This is a genomic window from Streptomyces yokosukanensis, assembly GCF_001514035.1.
In the GTDB taxonomy this organism is placed as follows: Bacteria; Actinomycetota; Actinomycetes; order Streptomycetales; family Streptomycetaceae; genus Streptomyces; species Streptomyces yokosukanensis.
Genome location: NZ_KQ948244.1, coordinates 16,536 through 36,075, shown reverse-complemented (window position 1 = coordinate 36,075; position 19,540 = coordinate 16,536). Strand labels below are relative to the sequence as shown.

Sequence of the window (19,540 nt, the reverse complement as noted above, 5' to 3'; positions counted from 1 at the left end):
TCGAGGATGCCGAGTGCGGTGTCGGGTCGGCAGTGGGGGCATGCCGGTACCTGGCGCCGCAGCGCGTCGAGGGCCTGCTGCCGGGTCGCCGGGCGGCAGCGTCCGCTCTTGGCGGCTGCCCAGCAGTCGCCGGTGTGCACGGCGTCCACGTTGCGGCGGTTGAGCCCGTACTGGATCAGCCACTGCGGTGCGGGCGGCCGGCGTTCCTCGCCCTGTCGGCGTTCGCGCTCGAGGCGTTCCTCGTCGGCGATCCACCTATCGATCAGGGCCAGCTGCCGCGCGGTCTGCTGCTCGACGACGCGGCGGGCGAACCGCAGCATGTCCAGACGCGAGGTCGGCTGGTTCACCACCTGCCCGCTCCCCTTTTGCTGTGTCGTGTGTCCGCTTGCCCAAGAATTCGAACACGCGGTGCGCCACGAACGTTGAAAGGGGCTTTATGTAGGTAGCTCTGGAAAACGATGCTGTGCAAGAGATGAAGGAAGGCCCTTCGAAGTCGCCCTGCGGGGGGAGATTTCAAACCGCCACATGCTGCGGAAGTGGTGACGCGACCGTAGTGAGCGATGTGGAAAAGGCGTCTTAAGGCGTCAGGTAGGGATTAGGAAGGCGAACGAGAGTGAACCACCGCTGAAGTGTCGTTATCGATTTCAAGTGGCATCAAAACCGGCGGGTGTCGTATGTCCTCCGGGATGAGTCTGGCGGGAACCCGTTTACTGGCCAGGTGGTGTCCGGCACGTAGGTGGCGCGAGCCTAATCTGCTGCTCTTGCATGGAACGTGGGAAGGCACGTCTCGACACAGCACCTCTGGGTGCGAGAGGGAGCGCTCGGAGCGGAGGCACCGCAAGGAGCTGAGTACCGATGCGAGACGTGCTGGCGGACCGACCCGTAGTAGTGAGGAAGCCTCTGTAACGGAGGTGGAGCGAAGGGGTCGGGCCATCTGTGGCTATGAGTATCTGGTCAACCGGAAGTTCTCCGGGAGGAGCCTGATGAACGAGCTGAAGTCACCGAGCAAGCCGTTTGACATCTCGAAGTGGGAAGTTCTGGAGGCTTACCGGGACGTTAAGAAAAATCAGGGCGCGCCTGGCGTGGATGATCAGTCCATCGAAGACTTCGAGAAGGATCTTAAGGGTAACCTCTACAAGATCTGGAATCGCATGTCCTCGGGGACGTACTTTCCACCGGCAGTGCGCGGTGTGGAGATTCCAAAGCAACACGGTGGCGGGACGAGGATGCTCGGCATTCCGACTGTCTCTGACAGAGTCGCGCAGACAGTCGTGGCCCGGCATCTGAGAATCCGAGTGGAGCCAGTTTTCCACGAGGATTCGTACGGATACCGGCCTCGGCGCTCGGCCCTGGACGCCGTCGAGAGGTGCCGGCAGCGCTGCTGGAAGCGTGACTGGGTGATCGATCTCGACATCCAGAAGTTCTTCGACAGCGTCCGCTGGGACCTCGTTGTCAAGGCGGTGGAAGCTCACACAGACGCCGTTTGGGTGAAGTTGTATGTCGAGCGATGGCTTCACGCCCCGCTTCAACTGCCCGACGGCACCTTGCAGATGAGAGACCGTGGAACCCCGCAAGGGTCGGCGGTCTCGCCCGTGCTGGCGAACCTGTTCATGCACTACGCGTTCGACCTCTGGCTGGTCCGGACCTATCCCGGAATCCAGTTCGAGCGATACGCGGACGATGCGGTCGTGCACTGCGGCTCCGAACGGCAGGCCCGCGAGGTCCTGTCGGGACTGAAGAACAGGATGGAAGAAGTCGGGCTGCGTCTACATCCCGACAAGACCAGGATCGTGTACTGCAAGGACGGCAAACGGCGGGGCTCCTACGAGCACACATCGTTTACCTTTCTCGGCTACACCTTCCAAGCCCGCTCGGCGCGCAACTGGAAGACACAGGTGAACTTCACCGCCTTCCTGCCCGCGATCAGCAAGGAAGCCCTGAAGAAGATCAGCAGAGAAGTCCGCTCCTGGCGGCTTCACATGCGGTTGCACATGACGTTCCAAGAGCTCGCGCGGTGGATCAACCCCATCGTGCGGGGCTGGATGCAGTACTACGGGGCGTACTACCGCACCTCGCTGCATCCCCTCCTCCAGCGCATCAACACCTACTTGCTGCGCTGGATCCGCAAGAAGTATCGACGGCTCCGGGCGTTCAAGAGGGCCCACGCGTGCTGGCTGCGTATCACCCGCCAGCACCCGAGGCTCTTTGCCCAGTGGGGCATGGACCCCGACGTTCTGGTGATCAAGATGGCAAGAGCCGTGTAACGGGAGACCGTTACGCACGGTTCTGTGGGAGCCCGGGGGTGCGATCCCCCCGGGCGACCCGACCTCTAATCTCAGTATGCACCGTGTAGAGCACCTCACCGACATCCAGGAGCGCATCCTGCGCTGCATCCGGCAGGCGATCGTCGACCACGGCGAGGCGCCGACGGTGCGCGAGATCGGGGACGCGGTCGGCATGAGCAGCCGATCCTCCGTCCACTATCAGCTGGTGGAGCTGGAGGCGAAGCACGCGATCGTCCGTGAGCCGGGGCGGTCGAGAGGGATCCGCCTGGCATGACCAGCCCCGGCCGCTATCACGTGCTCCTCGCCGCTGAAGGTCGGCCGGTCCAGCACGGCTGGTGGAACCGTGAGGAGACCGCGCGGGACAAATTCCGCCGTTGGGTCGGCGAATACGGTTCCATGCCCGCCGCCCGTGTCACCCTCACCGACGCGGAGAGCGGCGACGTCCTGGCCGCCTGGCCCGATCAGCAGGAAGCCTGACGGCGGCGACTACTCGACGACAGGGTCTTCCTGAGCGTGCCGAACGGCCCTTTTCACGGCCTGTTCCAACTCGTACCGGCTGGCACCGGTGGCTCCGGCGTGCGCGGTGACGGCCGCCTGGACGGCTTCGGACGCCGCGCGCCAGCGGCGCAACTGGGCGTCGTAGTCGTCACCGGTGAGGCCCGCGAGCTTCGCGCGGTCCTCTTCGGCGGATCGTTCCAGCCTGATCAATTCATCGGGGACCTCTGCCACGGACACGGATCCTAAGCCGCGGGTAGGGCAGGCCGACGATCCCACTTACCGCCCGATCGGGTGGAGCCGCATTGTTGCCGCGCGGGCCGCCGACGGGAGCAGGTACGAAGATCACGCACTTTCCGTGATCTCCGAGAGGACTCCGTCTCGTGCGCTTCGCCCGTACCTTCGCAGCCGCCGCTGCGTTCGCCGTGCTCCTGATCCCGACGACCGCCGCGCACGCCGCCCCGGCCGCCGCACCCGGTGACACCGTCACTGCTCCCGTACGCGACCTGCTCGCCCGAATCCCGGTCCGCGCCGAGGACCGCACCGGCTACGAGCGCTCGAAGTTCAAGCACTGGATCGATGCGGACAAGGACGGCTGCAACACGCGGGCCGAGGTGCTGAAGGCCGAAGCGGTCGTCGCGCCGGTGCAGGGGCCGAAGTGCAGCTTGAGCGGGGGCCGCTGGTACTCGCCCTACGACGACCGCTACATCGACGACGCCCGGGGCTTGGACATCGACCACCTCGTCCCGCTGGCCGAGGCCTGGGACTCCGGTGCCTCCGTGTGGACGGCGAAGGAGCGCGAGGACTACGCCAACGACCTGGGTGACGACCGCGCCCTGATCGCGGTGTCGGCAGCGTCGAACCGGTCCAAGGCCGACCAGGACCCGGCCACGTGGCTGCCGCCGGCCGTCGGCTACCGCTGCACCTATGTCACCGACTGGGTGGCGGACAAGACCCGCTGGGGCCTGAGCATCGACGCCGTGGAACAGGCCGCGCTCGAGGAGGTGCTCAGCGACTGCCCGGACGTTCCCGTCACTGTCACCGAAGCCCGCTGACCCCCCTTGGGCACGTGACCCGCACGGCCCCGGCGCGCTCCGCCGCGCGCCGGGGCCGACTCGTCCCGGTGTGGTGCCCGCGGGTGCCTGCCACGAGCCGGTGGTGTTTGCGGTGTTCGGCCGCGGGGATGGGGGAGCGGCCTTTACGGTCGTTGCGCCGGTGTCGGGCGGAGCGGAGGGCGGGACGCGTGCGGGGCAGGAAGGCGTGGTTCGATGCGCTTCGGGTGCTGGGGGAGCGCGAGCGGGAAGCCGAGCGGGGCTGGGTGCTGTCGGCCGGCCTGCTGCCACACCATCAGCAAGCGGTCCAGGCCGCCGCGAGGCAGGGTCTGGCAGAGCTCGCCGACCGGGAGACACGCGCGGAGCTGTCCGTGTGGGAGGACCGGCCGATCCTGTGGGCGGCTCGTCTGTCGCCGTCCGGCCACGACGTGCTCACCTACATGGACGCCAGTCCCGCTCCGGCGGCGCAGCACGAGTCCCTGCCGGAGGGCGAGTCGATGGTCGAGCTGCGCCCGTCGGAGATGGACGCCCTGCGCGTGTATGTGAGGGTCGGGGCGCTGCTGCGTGTGCCGCCGGCCGAGGGCCTGGCGGACCGGGTGCGCACGGCACGGTTCGACCAGGCCCGGAACCGCTGGTCGCTGCGCCTGGACGCGGGGCAGGTCGAGTCGGTGGCCTACGCCTTCTATCTGCGTTCGATGGGCGGGTCCGTGACGGAGGCGAACCGGTTCGCCGGCGCGTACGGCGTCGCCGTCCAGGTGGACGTGGCTTCGGGTGGTCCGCGGCCGATCCGCCTGCAGTGACCCGACGCTCTCTCGCTGCGGAATGAAAGGGGGTGCGGGCCGGTATCGGTGATGCCCAGAGCCCGTTCCGGGCCGGGGAAGGCGCCGGAGAGCGCCGGATTCGACCCCGGCCGGGGCTCTGGACCCGGCCCGCTGCCTGTGCGTCAGCTGTGATGGCCGCCACTGCACTGGGTGGGGTGCCATCGACATGCAGCGGAACGGATCCTCGGTGTTCCCCGTGGCTCCCCCCACGTGGTTTGGTGCGGCTGCCTTGCTGTAGCGGCCCGCCGGCTGGGCTGGCGGGCCGCTACGGAGTCCTGAGGCTAGCCGGGAGGGTCGATGGTTTTGGTCCATCCGACCGAGAGTCCCCAGGATCCGTTTGTCTTGGCGGTGACGGAAACGGCGACGTTCTTGTGGCTGTGCCTCAGGCCTACCTCGTTGTACTGCCCCGGCTTGCCGTCTGCGCAGACGACGGTGTAACTCACGAGAGTTCCGATGTTGACATCGATGGTCCCGGAGCCCGAGCAGGTCACCGCGACTTCCAGAGTTCCCTGCTGGACCTGGGGAATTTCCGGGAACGAGTGTGGCCCGGTCTTTCCGCCTGCCTTGATGAATGTCTTCTGTGCGTCCGGGAGTTGGGGCGGAGTGCGTGGGTCCGCGTTGATCGGGGGCGTGGCGGAGGGTGTACCGGGCGAAGCTGTTTCGTGCGGCGTCGCACTCGGAGTTGCCCGACCGTCGGTTGACGTCGCACTGGTGCACCCGGTCAACGCGAGCAGGAGTACGGGAACGACGATCCTCATTCGTCCCATGTGTACCACCCCACATACATGGGGCCGTATCCGGTCACCTGATTCTTCGTCAAATAGCAGGTGTGGTGCTCGTAGTAAGCGGTGCCGGTGAACTTGCGGCGCCACACGCCGTACTGCGCATGCACGGTCTTGTGCGGAGGAACGTTCTTGACGTGGACCACGTTGCCGAGCTCGGCGGTCACCGATGCGTGCAGCGTGACGCTGTACTGGGTGCTGACCTCGGCCAGTACGGTGCTGACCTTGGTCGTGATCTGCCCGCTGAAGCTGGCACCGACGGTCCCGGACACCTTGGCGGTGAAGTCCATGTCTTCTTGTTCATTGGTGCCGTTGTAGTTCGTCTGGCCGGCGCCTACGGCCTGGTGGTATTTGCCGCCGAGGGAACTCGCCTTGAACCATCTGCTCTCATCGCAGTCGCCGGCTGCGGGGCATTTCTGCCCGGGTGAGCACGTGCCGCCCGGGATATCGGGATCACGATCGAGTGCGGGATCGGTCGGGGCGTCGGTCAGGGACTCCGCAGGAGTAGCCGGCGGTGCTGTGTTGAGCATTCCTGGGGTGTCGTCATTGCCGTCTTGAGGCGTTGCCGTGACAGCATTCGGAGCCGCGGTTGAGGTGGCGGCCAATGCCGGGGTCGATATCCCCAGGGCCATGGTACTTGCGAACACTATCGAGCCTGCGAGTAGGCGCACTTGTCCCCCCTGCTTTCTTCTGTTCGTGGGATTGGTTGGTCAGACCGTCGATCGCGGAGCCTACGGTTCGAAAAGTATGCTGCGTGCAAAATTGAGGCAACCTTGAGCCTGACCTGCGCTTCGTCTCACGCCTTGAGCAAACTGCGGGGCGAATCTGTAGAGCAGGACAGGTTCAGAATCATCCGTCCCATTCGTGATCGTATGGAGACCGCTCGGCAGGTTTGCCCCAGGCGCCGAGGAGGCGCCGCCCTCCCGCCGCAACCGGCGTCACCGACAAGCCGAGTTGCGACTCACCCGCAGGCCGCCTGATGACCCTCACCGGCTTGGCCTCCCGCGTGAAGGGGCTCCGCGGCCTGCATCCGCAGCTTCCCCGACATGACATGGCCAATAACGGCCATTCCGGCGGTAATGCGACAGAATCCCTCCATGCGGACCTCCGGTGGTTCGTGACCAAGCAGGCAGCGGAAGCGCAACTACACGTAGGGACACAAAAGCGATGGCAGCCTTCCGCGCACGGTTCGCCCGCGCGTACGGCGTCGCCGTCCAGGTGGACGTCGCCTCGGGACGTCCGCGGCTGATCCGCCTGCGGTGACCCCGCCGTCCTTCGCCGCTGAGTGAAGGACGGCGGGCCGGACCGGGAGACGATTCGGCCCGGCCCGCGTGCGGACGCGTCCCGTTCAACGACGCTTCCGGCGCCCGGGTCACCCGGCGCAAGGCCAAGAAGCGGTGGGAGAGGCGCTGTTCAGGGAGCGCCCGTTCGGGTGCGCCGGCTGTGGGGGGCTGGGCACCGTACTCGGGCATGGGGTGGGCCTGTTACTCACTTTCGGGTGAATGCCCTGGTTGTGGCGGGGTGGCCGGGGCCGGCGGATGGTTGCTTGGGGCCCGTATTTCCGCGGGTTGTGCACGTGACTGACCGTCAATCTGGTGTATTCAGTGCATAGATGGTCATTGCATCCGAGAGTTACAGGAAATTGTTGGATCAGTAAGATTCTCCCCGTTTCCCTCACGGTGCGGAGGAGTGGCGTGGAGGGTGTGGGTGTGCGGCCGACCGGCCGCCATCCGCACAACGCACCCCGCCCAGCCTGCGGCTTCGTGACGCCGCGGCGGGCAGGAGTGTGGGCACCCTTGTGAAGGGGGACCTCGTGTCCGTTTCTTCTTCCGTCCGTCGCACGACCGTCGCAGGTGCGATCGCCGCCGTCGTCGTCGGTGCCGTGGCGTTGCCGGCCGCGGCCGTGCAGCAGCCGGCCCACCCGGCCCGTGCGTCGGTGTACATCAGCAAGGTGCAGTACGACTCCCCGGGACGCGACAACCGCTCGCCCCGCTCGCTGAACGCCGAGTGGGTGGACGTCACCAACAGCACCCGCAAGACGGTGAACCTCGACCGCTGGACCCTCAAGGACGACGCCGGGCACACCTACACCTTCCGCCACGTCCGCCTCGCCGGCCGCGCAACCGTCCGCGTCCACACCGGCATCGGCCGCGACACCCGCACGGACCTGTACCAGGACCGGCGGACGTACGTGTGGAACAACAACGGGGACACCGCGACCCTCCGCACCGACCGCGGCCGCGTCGACGACCGGGTCTCCTGGGGCCGTGACCGGAGCCACCGTCACTGACCCGGACGCCGGCGGGTAGCTGACGCCGACCGGTGAAGATGTTGTGCCGGCGGGCCATTCCTGTGGCGGGGAGTGGTCCGCCCTTTCGTGTGCGTATGCCCGCCTGGAAGGGGCGCGCTGACCTCTCGCAGCGAAGGTTGAGCGATTCTCGACGAACTTTGAGCGATGTTGCGTTGGATCCCGGGCGCCCTACTTGATTTCGCTCGACTGCTCGGCGGAGTGGGAGCGTCGATGGGCAGCGACTCGTTCGCGGGTCGCACATCGACGGGAGCAGTAGCGGCGTTCCGGGCCGCTGCCCTGGGTGATGAAGACGTTCTGGCAGCTGAGGGATGCGCAGATCCTGCCGGGTGGGCGTTGACGGTCCCAGACGAGGACGGTCAGGGCCATGCAGGACGAGGCGAGGAGCCACTCGTCCCAGGGAGCGTTGTCGTCGTGGTCGAGGTGTGGATGCCAGGGGGTGCTGTCGCCGTGCGAGGTCAGGCGGAGCGGTCCGGTGTGTTCTTGCAGGAGGCGGTTGAGGGTGGCCGCGGCGTCATTGGCACGCTCGGCGGCGAAGACTTCCCGCAGCAGGGTGGCGGCAGTACGCATCCCGGCGACATCGCGGATGGTGAGGTCGATGGGGTCTGTCTCACCGTAGGCGCGGAGCACGTCGGCGACGTCACTCGGGTCTGCGCACTCATCGGCGAGGGCGTTGATCAGCGCGGCGGTGCGTCGCGCCGTGGTCAGCACGGAGTGCCGGGTGGACCAGTCGTCGCTGTTGGATGACACGTGTGGAATGTAACGCATCTTGCTGAGTTTTAAGTTACCTCAGTAACGTCTTGGCGGTGAAAAATCGCTACCCTCTCCACCTCTATCTCGCCGGAGCAGTGGCAGCTCGTGCCGGGGACGAGATGTCAGGGCCGGCGCTGATGCTGGCGGGATTCGCCCTGGCCGGATCGACCACCGACGCGTCCTCGCTGCTCGCGGGCATCACGGTGTCTGCGGCGGCAGGGGGGCCGGTGCTCGGCGCGCTCCTCGACAGGGCGGGACGGCCGGGACGCCTGCTGGCCGGAGCTCTCGTCCTGTATGCGGCGGGACTGGGGATGATTCTCGTGGGACTGGGCCGATTGCCGTTCGCTGTCATGATCTTGATCGCAGTGTTGACAGGGCTGTTGGGACCGGCCTTGTCGGGCGGTTGGACGGCCCAGCTTCCGCGTGTGGTGCTTGGCGACCGGTTGCCTCGGGCGAACGCGCTCGATGCCATGACGTTCAGCGTGGCGAGTCTGGCTGGTCCGGCTCTCGCCGGCGGCGCGGCAGAGGCGCTGGGAGCCCCGACGGCCGTAATGGTGTCCGTGGTGCTCATCGCCTCGGCACTGCCCGCCGCTTGGATGCTGCCCACCCGTCCCGGTCGGGCGCAGGAGGCTCGGACAACTTCGGTGATCAGCGACCTGACTGCCGGAATGCGGGTCATCGTCGGAAGGTCGGCATTGGCCCGAGCGACCCTCACCTCGGTCGTCTCCTGCATCGCCCAGGGCATGCTGACGGCATGCATCCCGCTCCTGGGTGACCGTGTCCTGGGCGGAGCCAGCCGCGGCGCGCTGGTGCTCTCCTGCGCGGCTGTCTCCGGTTTGGTGGCCAACGCCGCACTCGCCCGGTTTCCACGTTCAGTCGCCCCCGACACGATCATCTGGGCCAGTGCTCTTGTCCAGGCTGCCGCGCTGGCGTTGGCCGCGTGGGGTCAGCCAGTGGTACTCATCGCGGCTGTACTCATAGCGGGGGTCGGTGAAGGGCCCCAACTGGCCGCCTTGTTCGCAGTCCGACACCGGGAGGCTCCAGAACACCTGCGGAGCCAGATCTTCACCACCGGCGCCAGCTTGAAGCTCACCGGATTCGCCCTGGGTGCGGCAGTTGGCGGACCGGTCGCCATCTGGTCCCTTTCGGCTTCTCTGACCCTTGCGGCAGGTGTGGCGGTCCTGGCGGCACTGGCCTTCGTCACCAACCTTCGATGAGAACGCTCAACCTTCGCTGCGAGAAATCACGCGGCTCGGTGCGTTGGCCCGAGCGCGGTGGTCACCACTGGGCCACCGACGGAATTCGCTGACCTGAGGAAAGCCGCGCCGCAAGGTCTGGACTTTCCGCGCTGAGGCGTGGAGGCTCCCGGTGAAGTTCCATCCGTCGCCGTGGGCAGTTGGCGATGTACGGCTCGGCGAAGCGGCGTCAGTGCATCGAGGCTGTGGGGTTCAAGCCCTTTTCTTTCTCGTCGATCCGTTGGACCACCATCCGTGTCACCGCCAGCAAACCGTCAGCCGGTACCTTGGCTCTCGGCCGCCACGAGTACTCGACCTGCCCGATGACCGCGCCCTGCTGGAAGGTCGTGCCTCTGGCGGACCAGAGCAAATTGTCCCGCGAGACAACGAGGTCGAGCGTATACACGGGCTCCCCAGCCGGTCCTGTGTACCGCCCCGCATCGTTCGACTTGTCTCTCTGCTTGAAAGCCTGGGCCGCCGACCGTTCGTCAGGGAAAGAGATCAAGTGAATCCCGACTTCTTGATCACTGGTGTTGGTCAAGGCAGCAAGGCCAACCGTAGCGGCCTTGGCGCACCAGGCATCCGGCCACTGTTCGTCCTGGCACTGGGAGGGCTCCTCCGCCAGGTCCCAGGCCTTGAAGGTGCGTTCCTCCGGCAAGTCCGAACGCATGTTTAGAGCCGTAGGCAGAGAGGACTGCAGTTGCCTGGCGTCTACGACTGGTACTCGCTTGTTGAAGGGGGGCGGCAGCACCATGATGGGTTGCGCCGGTTGAACTCCCTCCACACCCGACCGCAGCAAGGCAGCAAGTTGCCGACACGACGACTGCACGTACTGGGTCAGGAAGGCGGCTTGTCAGCTTGCCCCGCATCATGATCGGTCCCCCCTTTGGCATGAACTTGATCATGCCGCACAGGGGCCTGCCGCTCAAGGCGGCCGACATTCCGTCACCTTACGATCCGTATTTTCGCCGGGTCCCCCACTGTCAGGGAGGCGACCGTTGCGGCTGCCTCCTCGGTCGCACTGTTCGCCGGGTTCGTCCGGGCGGCGGTGACCGGCCGGTGAACGAGACGTGGGGGAGCTGTTCGCATCCGGTCGACGCGCGTAGCGCACCGGGCGGCGGCTGCGGTTTCCTCATACATGTATCTCCAACCCCCCACACATTTTGGAGAGTTCATGCGCCGCGCTTTCTTCGGCCTGCCTGCCGCTGCCCTGCTCGTGTCTGTCGTGAGTGTGGGTCCGGCTCTCGCGGATCCTCCCGCGCCGCCGCCGGTGTCGACTGCCCGCACCGAGCTCGCTGCCCTGACCGTGGCGACTCCGCATTCGATGAACGGTTACTCCCGGGACAAGTTCGACATCTGGGCCTCTCAGCCGGACGGGTGCACGACCCGTCAGGAGGTGCTGGCGAGGGACGGGAAGGACGTCAAGGATAAACCGGGCAGCTGCCAGCCCGCCTCGGGTTCCTGGTACTCGGTGTACGACAACACCACGGTCACCGATGTCACGAAGGCGACCATCGACCACATGGTCCCGCTCGCCATGGCCTGGATCTCCGGCGCCGACACCTGGACCGCCGACCAGCGCAAGGCCTTCGGCAACGACCTCAAAGACCCTCAGCTGCTCATCGCTTCGGAGTCGTCGAACTCGGCGAAGTCCGACAGCGGCCCGGACGCCTGGAAGCCCACCAACCGCGCGTTCTGGTGCACGTATGCCGAGGACTACACGCACGTGAAGTCACTGTGGAAGCTGACCACGACCGCGGCGGAGAAGTCGGCGCTGTCCTCGATGCTGGACACCTGCACGAACTGACGTCGGTCCCGCACGTCGTATACGGGCTGCTTGCTGCAGGCCGACGCCTGTGGCGAGTGGCCCGTATGCGTCATTCGCTCGTGTGAGGTGGCGTGCGCCTGTGCGCCCGGACCCCGGAGAGTAGCCGGGTGCAGGGGTGGGGGAGCATCTGGTCAGCTGCTGGTCGTCGGTGAGGGGTCGTCATGAGTATGGTGCATCGCGCTGTCTCGTTGGTGGTGCTGTCCTGCGTTGTGCTGGCGGGGTGTTCGTCTTCCGGGACACATTCCGACGGGGGTGGGGGCGGGAAGAACGGGGCGTCAGCCGCGGGGCCGTCGGTTTCGGCGGGCGCTGCGGGTTCGGTGGGGGAGATTCCGGTGGGTGCGGGGCCGCAGTCGACGTACACGGTGCAGCAGCAGCCGCCTGCGGGCAGCTGCCACTACCGCATGGAGAAGGGCGAGCCCCTCGAGGACCTGACGTGCAACCCGGGTGCGATCTCGCCGGCGGTGACGCAGTCGAATCTGGCGTCGACGATCTGCCGCAAGGGGGGGTACACCAAGAACATCAGGCCGCCGGAGGCGGTCACCCGCAAGGAGAAGGCGCTGAACGCCGCCTCCTACGGCTACAAGGGCAGTCTCGGGGACGCCGAGTACGACCACCTCATCAGCCTGCAGCTGGGCGGGGACCCGAACGACGCCCGCAATCTGTGGGTGGAGCCGGCCGACCCGGGTCACAAGCCGGGCTCGGGGGTGAACAACCTGAAGGATCCGGTGGAGACGAAGCTGCACACCGCGGTCTGCTCCGGCAAGGTCACTCTCAAGGCCGCGCAGCAGGCCATCGTCAGCGACTGGACCACCGCACTGAACCGACTCTCTCTGAGCTGACGCCCCCCTGTGCAGCAGTCGGCCGTCCCCACGACCCGGTGATCTTTCGCTGTTCGGACGTACCTCTCGGGGCTTGGCTCCTACCGTCGTCCTCACCGGTGAAGGCGGTATGAAGTGTGGGGTGGGCGGGATGCGGGGCAGGAAGAGCTGGCTGGAGGCGATGCGGGTTCTGCGCCACCTCGAGAAGGATGCCGAGTGGGGCTGGGTCCTCGTAGGCGAGCTGCTGCCACGCCATCAGCGGGCGGCGCAGGCCGCTGCCGAGCAGGGCCTGGTGGAGCTGGCCGGCAGGGAGACGCGGGCGGAGCTGTCCGCGTACGAGGACCGGCCGGTGCGGTGGGCGGCCCGTCTTTCCCCGCAGGGCCATGACGTGCTGACCTTCACCGACGCCGGCCCGGCACCTGCATCGCGGCACGAGGGGCTGGCGGGCGGCGAGATGCTGATCGAGCTGTACCGGGCGGAGCTGGAGGCGCTGAGCTTGTATGTGCACCTGGCAGGGCGGCTGAGGGTGCCGCCGGCCGAAGGCCTGGCGGATCGGGTGCGTACCGCGCGCCAGCTGGGAAACAGGTGGTCGCTATGGCTGACGCCGGACCAGATCGAGTCGGTGGCGTACGCCTTCTACCTGCGCTCGATGGGCGGCTGTGCCACGCAGGCCAGCCGTTTCGCCCGCGAGTACGGGCTCGCCTTCCTCATGGATCCCTCCGAGGGCTGCCCGCGGTTGACGCGACTGCCGGGAACCCGATGCACCCTGCCCGACGCCCGTGTCACCCTGACCGACGAGGACACCGGCGACCTACTCGACGACTGGCCCGACGACAGGTGGCCCCCGCCACCGGGCTGCTCCGCTGAATCCTCCGTGGCGTGCCGGACCGCCTCCTTCACGGCCTGCTCCAGCGCGTAGCGGATTTCCCCGGACGCCTCGGCATGTGCGGTGACGGCCGCCTGCGCGGCCTTGGCCGCCTCACTCCGGCGCGCCCACTGCGCGTGGTACTCCTCGCGGGCCAGGCCTGCGGGCTTCGCCCGCTCCTGTTCGGCGGATCGTTCCAGCTTGATCAATTCGGGGGCCTCTGCCACGGCCGGATCCTGGATGGCGGGCGCGGCAGGCCGGCGTTGTCGGTCACCGGCCGACCGGGTACACCCGCCCCGGCCTGGACACTGCTGCCCATCCTGGTCCCTGTCGGCCTGCGCACTCAGTGCCCCTGTCTGGGCCGGGTGGGGGTGCGGTCGCGCCATGGCGAGCCCGCGCCTGCCGCGTACGAACTGGGAGTACTGCCTGTCGGCCGCCGGGGAGTTGGCCGGGTGGCACCTGGCACAGACCGAGCAGCCGCAGCCAGCCGCTCAGGAGACGGCGGTGCTCCTGGCGGCCGCCGTTCACGCGCTGGCGGCCGGTAGCGGGGTGAGCGGCCCCGCAGGTCGCCGCCCTGCCCCTCACGTCCCCGGACGGACAGGACGGCCTGCTCACCACGCTGTGCGCCCGCGCTCTGTCCGCGCTCCAGGCCTGCCCCACGGACGAACTGGGGGCTGGTGAGCGCGAGCAGGTTCTCGCCGCGTACGGCACTACGCAATGGTCCGCTGTGCAGGCGGCCGCGCGGGCGGTTGATGAGCACCATGTCCAGGACGCTGCCGACCACGGCTGCGGCGGCCGGTACGACCGGTGCCAATGATGTGGGGGGCCTTGTCGCGGTCGACGCGACCGATGGCCGCGATAGAGCCGGGGTCGGGCAGGGGCGCTTGATGGCGGCCGCGGGGTGTCGAGCGGCGGTGTCCGCCGCGTCGCTGCGGGCCTTGATGCCGGGGAGCCGAGACTGGCTGAAAAGTCCACTTGGGGATCGAGTTGCGCGGTTTTAGGCTGCCGCACGCGTCACGGAGGCCTCAACGGGACTTCGTGACAGACCAGTTGGTCATGCAACGGGGGCAGGGGGATCGGGCCGTTGACCAAGCCCTTCTTTCGGTGTGCGCGTGGCGCGTGCGGCTGCCTCCGGCCGGCACAGCGAAAGGACAGGAATCGTGTTCACTTCTCACAGGCGGCGTGTGGCCTTGGCCGGCCTCGCCGCGCTGGCGGCCATCGGTACCAGTGTCGGTGCGACGGCCTACGCCGCACCCCAGAGCCAGCCGGTGCTCTCCGTGTCGCTGACCCCGGCCCATGCCCAGGCGGCAGCCCCGGTGCAGGGCAGGGCCGCGGGGGCTCCGTCGTGGTGCGCTCCCGGGCCCAACGAGTACAACCGGACGCAGGCGTGCGCGGTGGAGAACGGGACGCTGACGGTGAGGCTCAACAAGAAGGTCGTCGGGCGGTTGAACTTCACCGTCACCCAGCACATCGGGCTGAACGTGAAGAGCTCGAGGTTCGCCGAGAAGTTCAGCGTGACCTTCACCAGCGGAGCCGGGGACGTGACCGGCTTCCTGACCGAGCTGACGGCCACCTGCGGCGGCACCTGCAGGGCCGTCAGCCACGTGCCGGCCGAGCCGACACGGGTCGGCGGGACGGTCAGCGGCACCATCGACTACAGCGACAGCACCACCACGAAGAACACCACCCGCACGTCCTACGCCCTGGCCTTCACCAGGCCCGGATACCAGTCCACTCCCGCACGGTGGTCCTCGCTGAACTACCGCTGCGACAAGGGCAACAAGGCCGGCCGGACAGGCAACTACGGCACCGGGTGTGTCTTTCCCGGCTTCAGGCCCTTCGAGACCCAGCAGGCAGCTCTCCCGGGCATCTCCAAGAACATCGCCCGTATCCAGAAGGCCGGCCCGCACCACTACGGCGCTTACGGCCTGCACGGCGCGGCGCTGCACCGCACCGCCAACGGCAAGACCATCGCCGACAATCGCCGGGTGGCGTGCGGGAAGCGCAAGGCTCCGACGAGGGGGGTCTCCTGCGACGAGTACCCGTTCGCGTCCACGCGCGAAGGCGCGGCCAACAAGTCCGCCAAGCGGGGGGACTGGGGCTGGGCGTGGGTTCCGGTCAGCGAGCAGAACAAGCAGCGGGACATCCTGAACAACTTCTACCGCAACAACCGGATCCTGGACGGCGACGCGTTCTGGGTCGCGGTCTGATAGGTGCCATGACTCTCTCTACAGGACTGCTGTACGTGACCGACTCCGCCTTCTGGATCACCGAGCCGACCAGCGAGGTCGTCCAGGGGGCAGGCGCCGGCGGCAACGGTTTGATCTGGGTCGGACACGGCAGCGCCACGATCGCGACCGGCGTCAACTACGGACCCGTCAGGGTCACCGTGGACGCCCGGTCGCAGGAGCCCTCGCTGGACCTGGAGGACTGGGAGGAGGTGGTCGAGGTCAGCATCCACTTCGAGACCGATGAAGCCGATCTGGAAAGCATGGGCGGAGCCATCGAAGAGGAGCCGCAGGAGATGCCGCTGTCCGCCGCCGGCCCCGGCTGGTACCGCCTCCGCGTCCACGCCCGCGGCCGTGACGAAGGCGCCGAAGCCATCGACATCGACATCGACGCCGATCCGGTCGAGGAGTACCTGATCCAGTCCTGGCCCACACCGCAGGCACCGGAAATCCGGCACAAGACGACCGACACCCACGGAGCCGAAGTCCGCGCCCGCACGTAACCGACAAGGCTCATCCGCCGGTGTGTGATGCGCTGCCTTCCTGCGGCAGCTCCCTTGCGCGAGTGTTCCTGAACGTCTACTCAGTCAAAGGAGGCACACTCGCCAGGCCGGTGAGCCATTGCGGTCACAGCAATAGCTGGAACTGACCTGAGCTTCGGCAATCCAACGTCCTGACGGGCGGAAGGCAGCCCGCAGGCGTCATGAGTGCATGGCGGTGCCACCACTGTGATTCGTAGCGTTGTCACATGACCGACGACCTCAATGCTGTCCTTGCCCGCCTTGACGCGTGGCTGGAGGCCAACGCGCCCGCGGACCACGCCGCCCTGAACCCACCCGCCACGCCGGACGGCATCGACGCCATCGCGGACCGCCGGTTCCCCCTACACCCTGATCTGATGACGTGGCTGGGCCATCACGATGGGGTCACCGCCACGAAGGGCCATGGCGGTCCCGGCGTGATCCTCCCCGAGGGATTCATCCTGCTCGGCGCCGAGGGAATGCGTGCCGGTCAACGAACGATGGAAGAAGCGATCGCCGAATGGGTCGACGAAAACGAGTCGGAGGACCCCGGCCTGCGGGACATCTACGATGGGGTGTACGGGTACGCGTTCCACGTCCGATGGGTCCCGCTCGCCACGGACATCACCGGAGGCAAGCTCATCATCGACCACCGTGGTGGAGACCGGTTCGGAGACGTGCTCTACGGTCTACACGGCGGGGACACGGAGGGTCCGGTGAAGGTGTGGGACAGCCTGTCGCACATGTTCCAAGACCTCCTCGTCGCCCTGACAGAGGGGACGGCAATTCGTCTGCCCGGCTATGCCGATCCGGTGACACCACACCTGTCCGGCACCGCCAACGATGCCTTCGTGAGGTGGGAGTAGGACAAGGCGTCCGATGCGAAAGTCACCCTACCGAGCCGAAGTCAGTAAGCGCGTCAACGGTAACTACAAGCCAAGGTCACTCCGGTGCATAGAGAATCAAACGGGTCTGATGCAGGTTCGGGTGACAGGTTGACCTGCCCCACAGTTTGGGTTCCAGCTGCGGTGGTTAACTGGCGGCGTGGAGGGCCGGTGTGGTCATGACGGTCTCGAATTCGACGGGTGTCAGTCGGCCGAACGACGCTTGTCTGCGGCGCCGGTGGTAGGTCCGTTCGATCCAGGTCACGATCGCGATCCGCAGTTCTTCACGGGTGGCCCAGGTTCGGCGGTCGAGGACGTTCTTCTGCAGCAGACCCGGCTGCTGCATGGGGAGCGGCGCGTGGCTGTTCAGGGGGTTGAAGGTGGGCTCGGCGCAAATGACTGTGCGAGCAAGTCGGTACCGGTGGGCGCTCAGCTCGCTTCTCGTGGTGCTGACCATGCTGCTCGGCTGGTGGAAACTGGACCGTGGCGAGTCGTCCTGGCGTGATGAGACGGTGAGCTACGCGGTCGGCGAGCGGTCGCTGGGACAGCTGTGGCACCTGCTGCACAACATCGACGCCGTGCACGGCCTCTATTACTTCCTGGCCCACCTGGTGCTGTCGGTCCGCGACGAGGGGGTGGTGTCCCTGCGCGTGGTGTCGGTCCTGGGCACCGTGGCCGCGGTGCTGGGCGTCGAGGCGATCGGCCGGTATCTCGCCGACCCTGCCACCGGGTTCCTCTCCGGCCTGGCTTTCCTGTGCATTCCGCAGGTGCAGTTCTACGCTCAGGAGGCCCGCTCTTATGCGCTGGTCGCCGCCGCCGTGGTCTGGGCGACCTGGTTCTTCGTCCGTGCCCTGCACGAGCAGCGGCGCAGCCTGTGGGTGGCATACGGCGGGCTGCTCGCGTTGGCCGGCTGGCTGCACGAGTTCGCTCTCCTCGTCCTGCTCGCGCACGCCGTCACGCTCTGGCGCAGCGGTCGGGGTGCTACACACAGGCGGCGCTGGCTGGCCGCGAGCACGGCGGCCTGCGCCGCGGTGAGCCCGCTGGCCGTGATCAGCGCAGGACAAGCATCGGCACAGCTCGACTGGCTCGGCCGCCCCGGCCTCGGCGCCTGGCTCGACTGGGCCGTGCCCGGCGTCGCTGGGGTGGCCCTCGCCTACGCCGGGCGCCGGCACTGCGACGTCCGCTCGGACTCCGGTGACGCCCGGGTGGGCATGGGATCGGTGGGGCTTCCACTGCTGCTCGCCCCCGCTGGCTTCCTGCTGACCATCTCCCTCGTGCACCCCTGGTACGTCGATCGGTACGTTCTCTACGGCTGGGCCGGCCTGGCTCTGCTGATCGGACCGGCGCTCGGCAAGGCCCAGGAAGCCGTGCGGGGCGTGAGCGACCCGCGCAGGCGCCGCCGGGCGACGCAGTGTGCCGTCGCCGTCGTCCTCTGCGGCGCTTCCGTGCTCGGGCTCGTGTACTGGCAAGACCGGTTGCCCTCCAGCCGGACGGACCAGGTGGAAAGCATCTGGGGACTGACGGCCACGGCTCCGGGCGACGCCCCCGAGCCGATCCTGTTCCAGCCCGCGCGCCGTCGTGAGTGGGTCCTGGCCCGGCCCGCAGTCTTCGGCCCGCTGAACGACATCGCGCTCAAGCAGACCCCGCAAGCCTCGGGCACGTTGTACGGGATGGAGGAACCTCCCGACATCATCCGCCAGCGCATGCTCCAGTATCCTGCGCTGATCGTATTGCAGGACCGCCAAGGCCAGCCGCAGGACCAGACCCCCGCGGAGAAGACCAAACGGGCGGTGCTGCGGACGTCCTTCAAACTGTGCTGGGTGATCTCGATACCTGGTGGTGAGTGGACCACCTACGTCCGGGACGATCACACCCACACCAATCCACTCTGCGCACCCGGACGCGACATCCACAGCTGAGCCGCGTGACCGCCGTTCGAGGCCGTGGATGTCTTGACCGAACCACCGGCGCCCGCCGGGATGCTGGCCGAAGGCTGCGCTGTCGCAGGACACCAGCCGGATGTGCCGAAGGCGGGGTCTGCCCAGCCAATGGTGTAACCCGGGTGATGTGAGTTACCGACATCGGCTCGTCGGGTGATCGGTCGTCAAGCTTCTGACGCGGCTGGGGCATTGGCTGTATCCGTGGTGTATGAGGTATGCGGATGGGGGCGGGCTGACCGCTGCGGGACGTCAGCGCCGCGAGGCCGTGCGGATGCAGGCAGCCGAGCTGTTCGAACAGAAGATCAAGCCGCCAGAGATCGCCCGACTCCTGCGGGTGAGCCGGAAATCGGCTTACCAATGGCACCAGCTGTGGCGGGACGGCGGTCCTGAGGCCCTGGTCTCATGCGGCCCGAGCGGATCGCGGTGCCGGCTCTCGCCGCGCTGTTTGGAGAAGCTCGCCGTGTGCCTCGAGCAGGGTCCGGCCGCGCACGGCTGGGTGGAGGACCAGGTGTGGACCGCGGCGAGGGTGGCCACCCTGATCGGCAGGAAGTTCCACGTCTCCTACAGCGTCTCTGGTGCCACGAGGTTGATGCACCGGCTCGGCTTCAGCCCGCAGGTACCTGCGCGGCGGGTGGCCGAGCGCGACGAGCAAGCCGTGAACGTCTGGAAGGAGGCGAGCTGGGCCGAGGTAAAAGAGCCCGGCCGGCCCGCGGAGGCTACATCTG

At 67.4% G+C, this 19,540-nt stretch carries 20 protein-coding genes and 1 pseudogene; 15 read left to right on the top strand and 6 right to left on the bottom strand.

Annotated features, from left to right (window positions below; translation table 11 throughout):
* On the bottom strand, positions 1 to 320 hold a 320-nt coding region (locus AQI95_RS42750), incomplete at its 3' end, for a DUF6233 domain-containing protein (protein ID WP_425264974.1).
* Between the two features lie 663 nt (positions 321 to 983).
* On the opposite strand from AQI95_RS42750, the gene ltrA reads away from it, so the two are divergent.
* From ltrA to AQI95_RS42735, 3 genes are all read left to right on the top strand, one after another.
* The gene (gene ltrA / locus AQI95_RS42745) at positions 984 to 2,264 is read left to right on the top strand and encodes a group II intron reverse transcriptase/maturase (RefSeq protein ID WP_067136737.1); all 1,281 of its coding nucleotides are present in this window, start codon (positions 984 to 986) and stop codon (positions 2,262 to 2,264) included.
* A 76-nt stretch (positions 2,265 to 2,340) separates the two neighbouring features.
* Positions 2,341 to 2,559, top strand: a complete 219-nt coding sequence (locus tag AQI95_RS42740; RefSeq protein ID WP_067136720.1) for a LexA family protein — start codon at positions 2,341 to 2,343, stop codon at positions 2,557 to 2,559.
* Entirely contained in the window at positions 2,556 to 2,762 is a 207-nt protein-coding gene (locus AQI95_RS42735; RefSeq protein ID WP_067136718.1) for a hypothetical protein, read from the top strand. The genes AQI95_RS42740 and AQI95_RS42735 overlap by 4 nt, the downstream gene beginning before the upstream one ends.
* Positions 2,763 to 2,771: 9 nt before the next feature.
* On the opposite strand, the gene AQI95_RS42730 is transcribed toward AQI95_RS42735, so the two are convergent.
* Positions 2,772 to 3,014, bottom strand: coding sequence for a hypothetical protein (locus AQI95_RS42730; protein WP_244189089.1), 243 nt, complete (start codon positions 3,012 to 3,014; stop codon positions 2,772 to 2,774).
* A 149-nt stretch (positions 3,015 to 3,163) separates the two neighbouring features.
* Here AQI95_RS42730 and AQI95_RS42725 point away from each other — a divergent pair, with 149 nt between their 5' ends.
* Both AQI95_RS42725 and AQI95_RS48590 read left to right on the top strand, forming a co-directional pair.
* Positions 3,164 to 3,835: an HNH endonuclease family protein gene (locus tag AQI95_RS42725; protein ID WP_067136716.1), complete on the top strand. Its 672-nt coding sequence runs from the start codon at positions 3,164 to 3,166 to the stop codon at positions 3,833 to 3,835.
* A gap of 188 nt (positions 3,836 to 4,023) precedes the next feature.
* Positions 4,024 to 4,632 (top strand): DUF6417 family protein, encoded by a 609-nt coding sequence (locus tag AQI95_RS48590; protein WP_208614412.1) that lies wholly within the window; start codon positions 4,024 to 4,026, stop codon positions 4,630 to 4,632.
* A 775-nt stretch (positions 4,633 to 5,407) separates the two neighbouring features.
* Here AQI95_RS48590 and AQI95_RS47720 read toward each other — a convergent pair.
* A complete protein-coding gene (locus AQI95_RS47720) occupies positions 5,408 to 6,067 on the bottom strand; it encodes a hypothetical protein (RefSeq protein ID WP_159056727.1) in 660 nt (219 codons plus the stop codon).
* Between the two features lie 1,181 nt (positions 6,068 to 7,248).
* On the opposite strand from AQI95_RS47720, the gene AQI95_RS42705 reads away from it, so the two are divergent.
* On the top strand, positions 7,249 to 7,725 hold the full coding sequence (locus AQI95_RS42705) for a lamin tail domain-containing protein (protein WP_079071972.1): 477 nt from the start codon (positions 7,249 to 7,251) through the stop codon (positions 7,723 to 7,725).
* Positions 7,726 to 7,914: 189 nt separating this feature from the next.
* Here AQI95_RS42705 and AQI95_RS42700 read toward each other — a convergent pair whose 3' ends face one another.
* Positions 7,915 to 8,511, bottom strand: a complete 597-nt coding sequence (locus tag AQI95_RS42700; RefSeq protein WP_067136708.1) for a CGNR zinc finger domain-containing protein — start codon at positions 8,509 to 8,511, stop codon at positions 7,915 to 7,917.
* 38 nt (positions 8,512 to 8,549) lie between these two features.
* On the opposite strand from AQI95_RS42700, the gene AQI95_RS42695 reads away from it, so the two are divergent.
* Positions 8,550 to 9,713 carry an MFS transporter gene (locus AQI95_RS42695; RefSeq protein WP_067136706.1) on the top strand — a complete coding sequence of 388 codons (1,164 nt, stop codon included), beginning with the start codon at positions 8,550 to 8,552 and terminating at the stop codon, positions 9,711 to 9,713.
* 208 nt (positions 9,714 to 9,921) lie between these two features.
* Here AQI95_RS42695 and AQI95_RS42690 read toward each other — a convergent pair whose 3' ends face one another.
* Positions 9,922 to 10,401 (bottom strand): hypothetical protein, encoded by a 480-nt coding sequence (locus tag AQI95_RS42690; protein WP_159056726.1) that lies wholly within the window; start codon positions 10,399 to 10,401, stop codon positions 9,922 to 9,924.
* Positions 10,402 to 11,055: 654 nt separating this feature from the next.
* On the opposite strand from AQI95_RS42690, the gene AQI95_RS42685 reads away from it, so the two are divergent.
* The 6 genes from AQI95_RS42685 (at position 11,056) to AQI95_RS42660 (ending at position 16,857) form a co-directional block, all read left to right on the top strand.
* Entirely contained in the window at positions 11,056 to 11,538 is a 483-nt protein-coding gene (locus AQI95_RS42685; protein ID WP_244189088.1) for an HNH endonuclease family protein, read from the top strand.
* Between the two features lie 353 nt (positions 11,539 to 11,891).
* Complete coding sequence (locus AQI95_RS42680; RefSeq protein WP_425264973.1) at positions 11,892 to 12,398, top strand: hypothetical protein; 507 nt, start codon at positions 11,892 to 11,894, stop codon at positions 12,396 to 12,398.
* Between the two features lie 130 nt (positions 12,399 to 12,528).
* Positions 12,529 to 13,296 carry a DUF6417 family protein gene (locus tag AQI95_RS47715; protein WP_067136698.1) on the top strand — a complete coding sequence of 256 codons (768 nt, stop codon included), beginning with the start codon at positions 12,529 to 12,531 and terminating at the stop codon, positions 13,294 to 13,296.
* A 1,106-nt stretch (positions 13,297 to 14,402) separates the two neighbouring features.
* Positions 14,403 to 15,452 (top strand): NucA/NucB deoxyribonuclease domain-containing protein, encoded by a 1,050-nt coding sequence (locus AQI95_RS42670; RefSeq protein WP_159056725.1) that lies wholly within the window; start codon positions 14,403 to 14,405, stop codon positions 15,450 to 15,452.
* An 8-nt stretch (positions 15,453 to 15,460) separates the two neighbouring features.
* Positions 15,461 to 15,973 carry a hypothetical protein gene (locus AQI95_RS42665; protein ID WP_159056724.1) on the top strand — a complete coding sequence of 171 codons (513 nt, stop codon included), beginning with the start codon at positions 15,461 to 15,463 and terminating at the stop codon, positions 15,971 to 15,973.
* Positions 15,974 to 16,218: 245 nt separating this feature from the next.
* The gene (locus tag AQI95_RS42660) at positions 16,219 to 16,857 is read left to right on the top strand and encodes an SMI1/KNR4 family protein (RefSeq protein ID WP_067136693.1); all 639 of its coding nucleotides are present in this window, start codon (positions 16,219 to 16,221) and stop codon (positions 16,855 to 16,857) included.
* Between the two features lie 166 nt (positions 16,858 to 17,023).
* On the opposite strand, the pseudogene AQI95_RS42655 reads toward AQI95_RS42660, so the two are convergent.
* Positions 17,024 to 17,206, bottom strand: a pseudogene (locus AQI95_RS42655) (IS3 family transposase); the annotation flags it as partial.
* A gap of 64 nt (positions 17,207 to 17,270) precedes the next feature.
* Between AQI95_RS42655 and AQI95_RS42650 the strand changes: the two are divergent.
* Both AQI95_RS42650 and AQI95_RS42645 read left to right on the top strand, forming a co-directional pair.
* Positions 17,271 to 18,794 carry a glycosyltransferase family 39 protein gene (locus tag AQI95_RS42650; RefSeq protein ID WP_159056723.1) on the top strand — a complete coding sequence of 508 codons (1,524 nt, stop codon included), beginning with the start codon at positions 17,271 to 17,273 and terminating at the stop codon, positions 18,792 to 18,794.
* A gap of 229 nt (positions 18,795 to 19,023) precedes the next feature.
* Positions 19,024 to 19,540 (top strand): helix-turn-helix domain-containing protein (locus AQI95_RS42645; protein WP_425264972.1); only part of this gene is annotated, 517 nt, incomplete at its 3' end.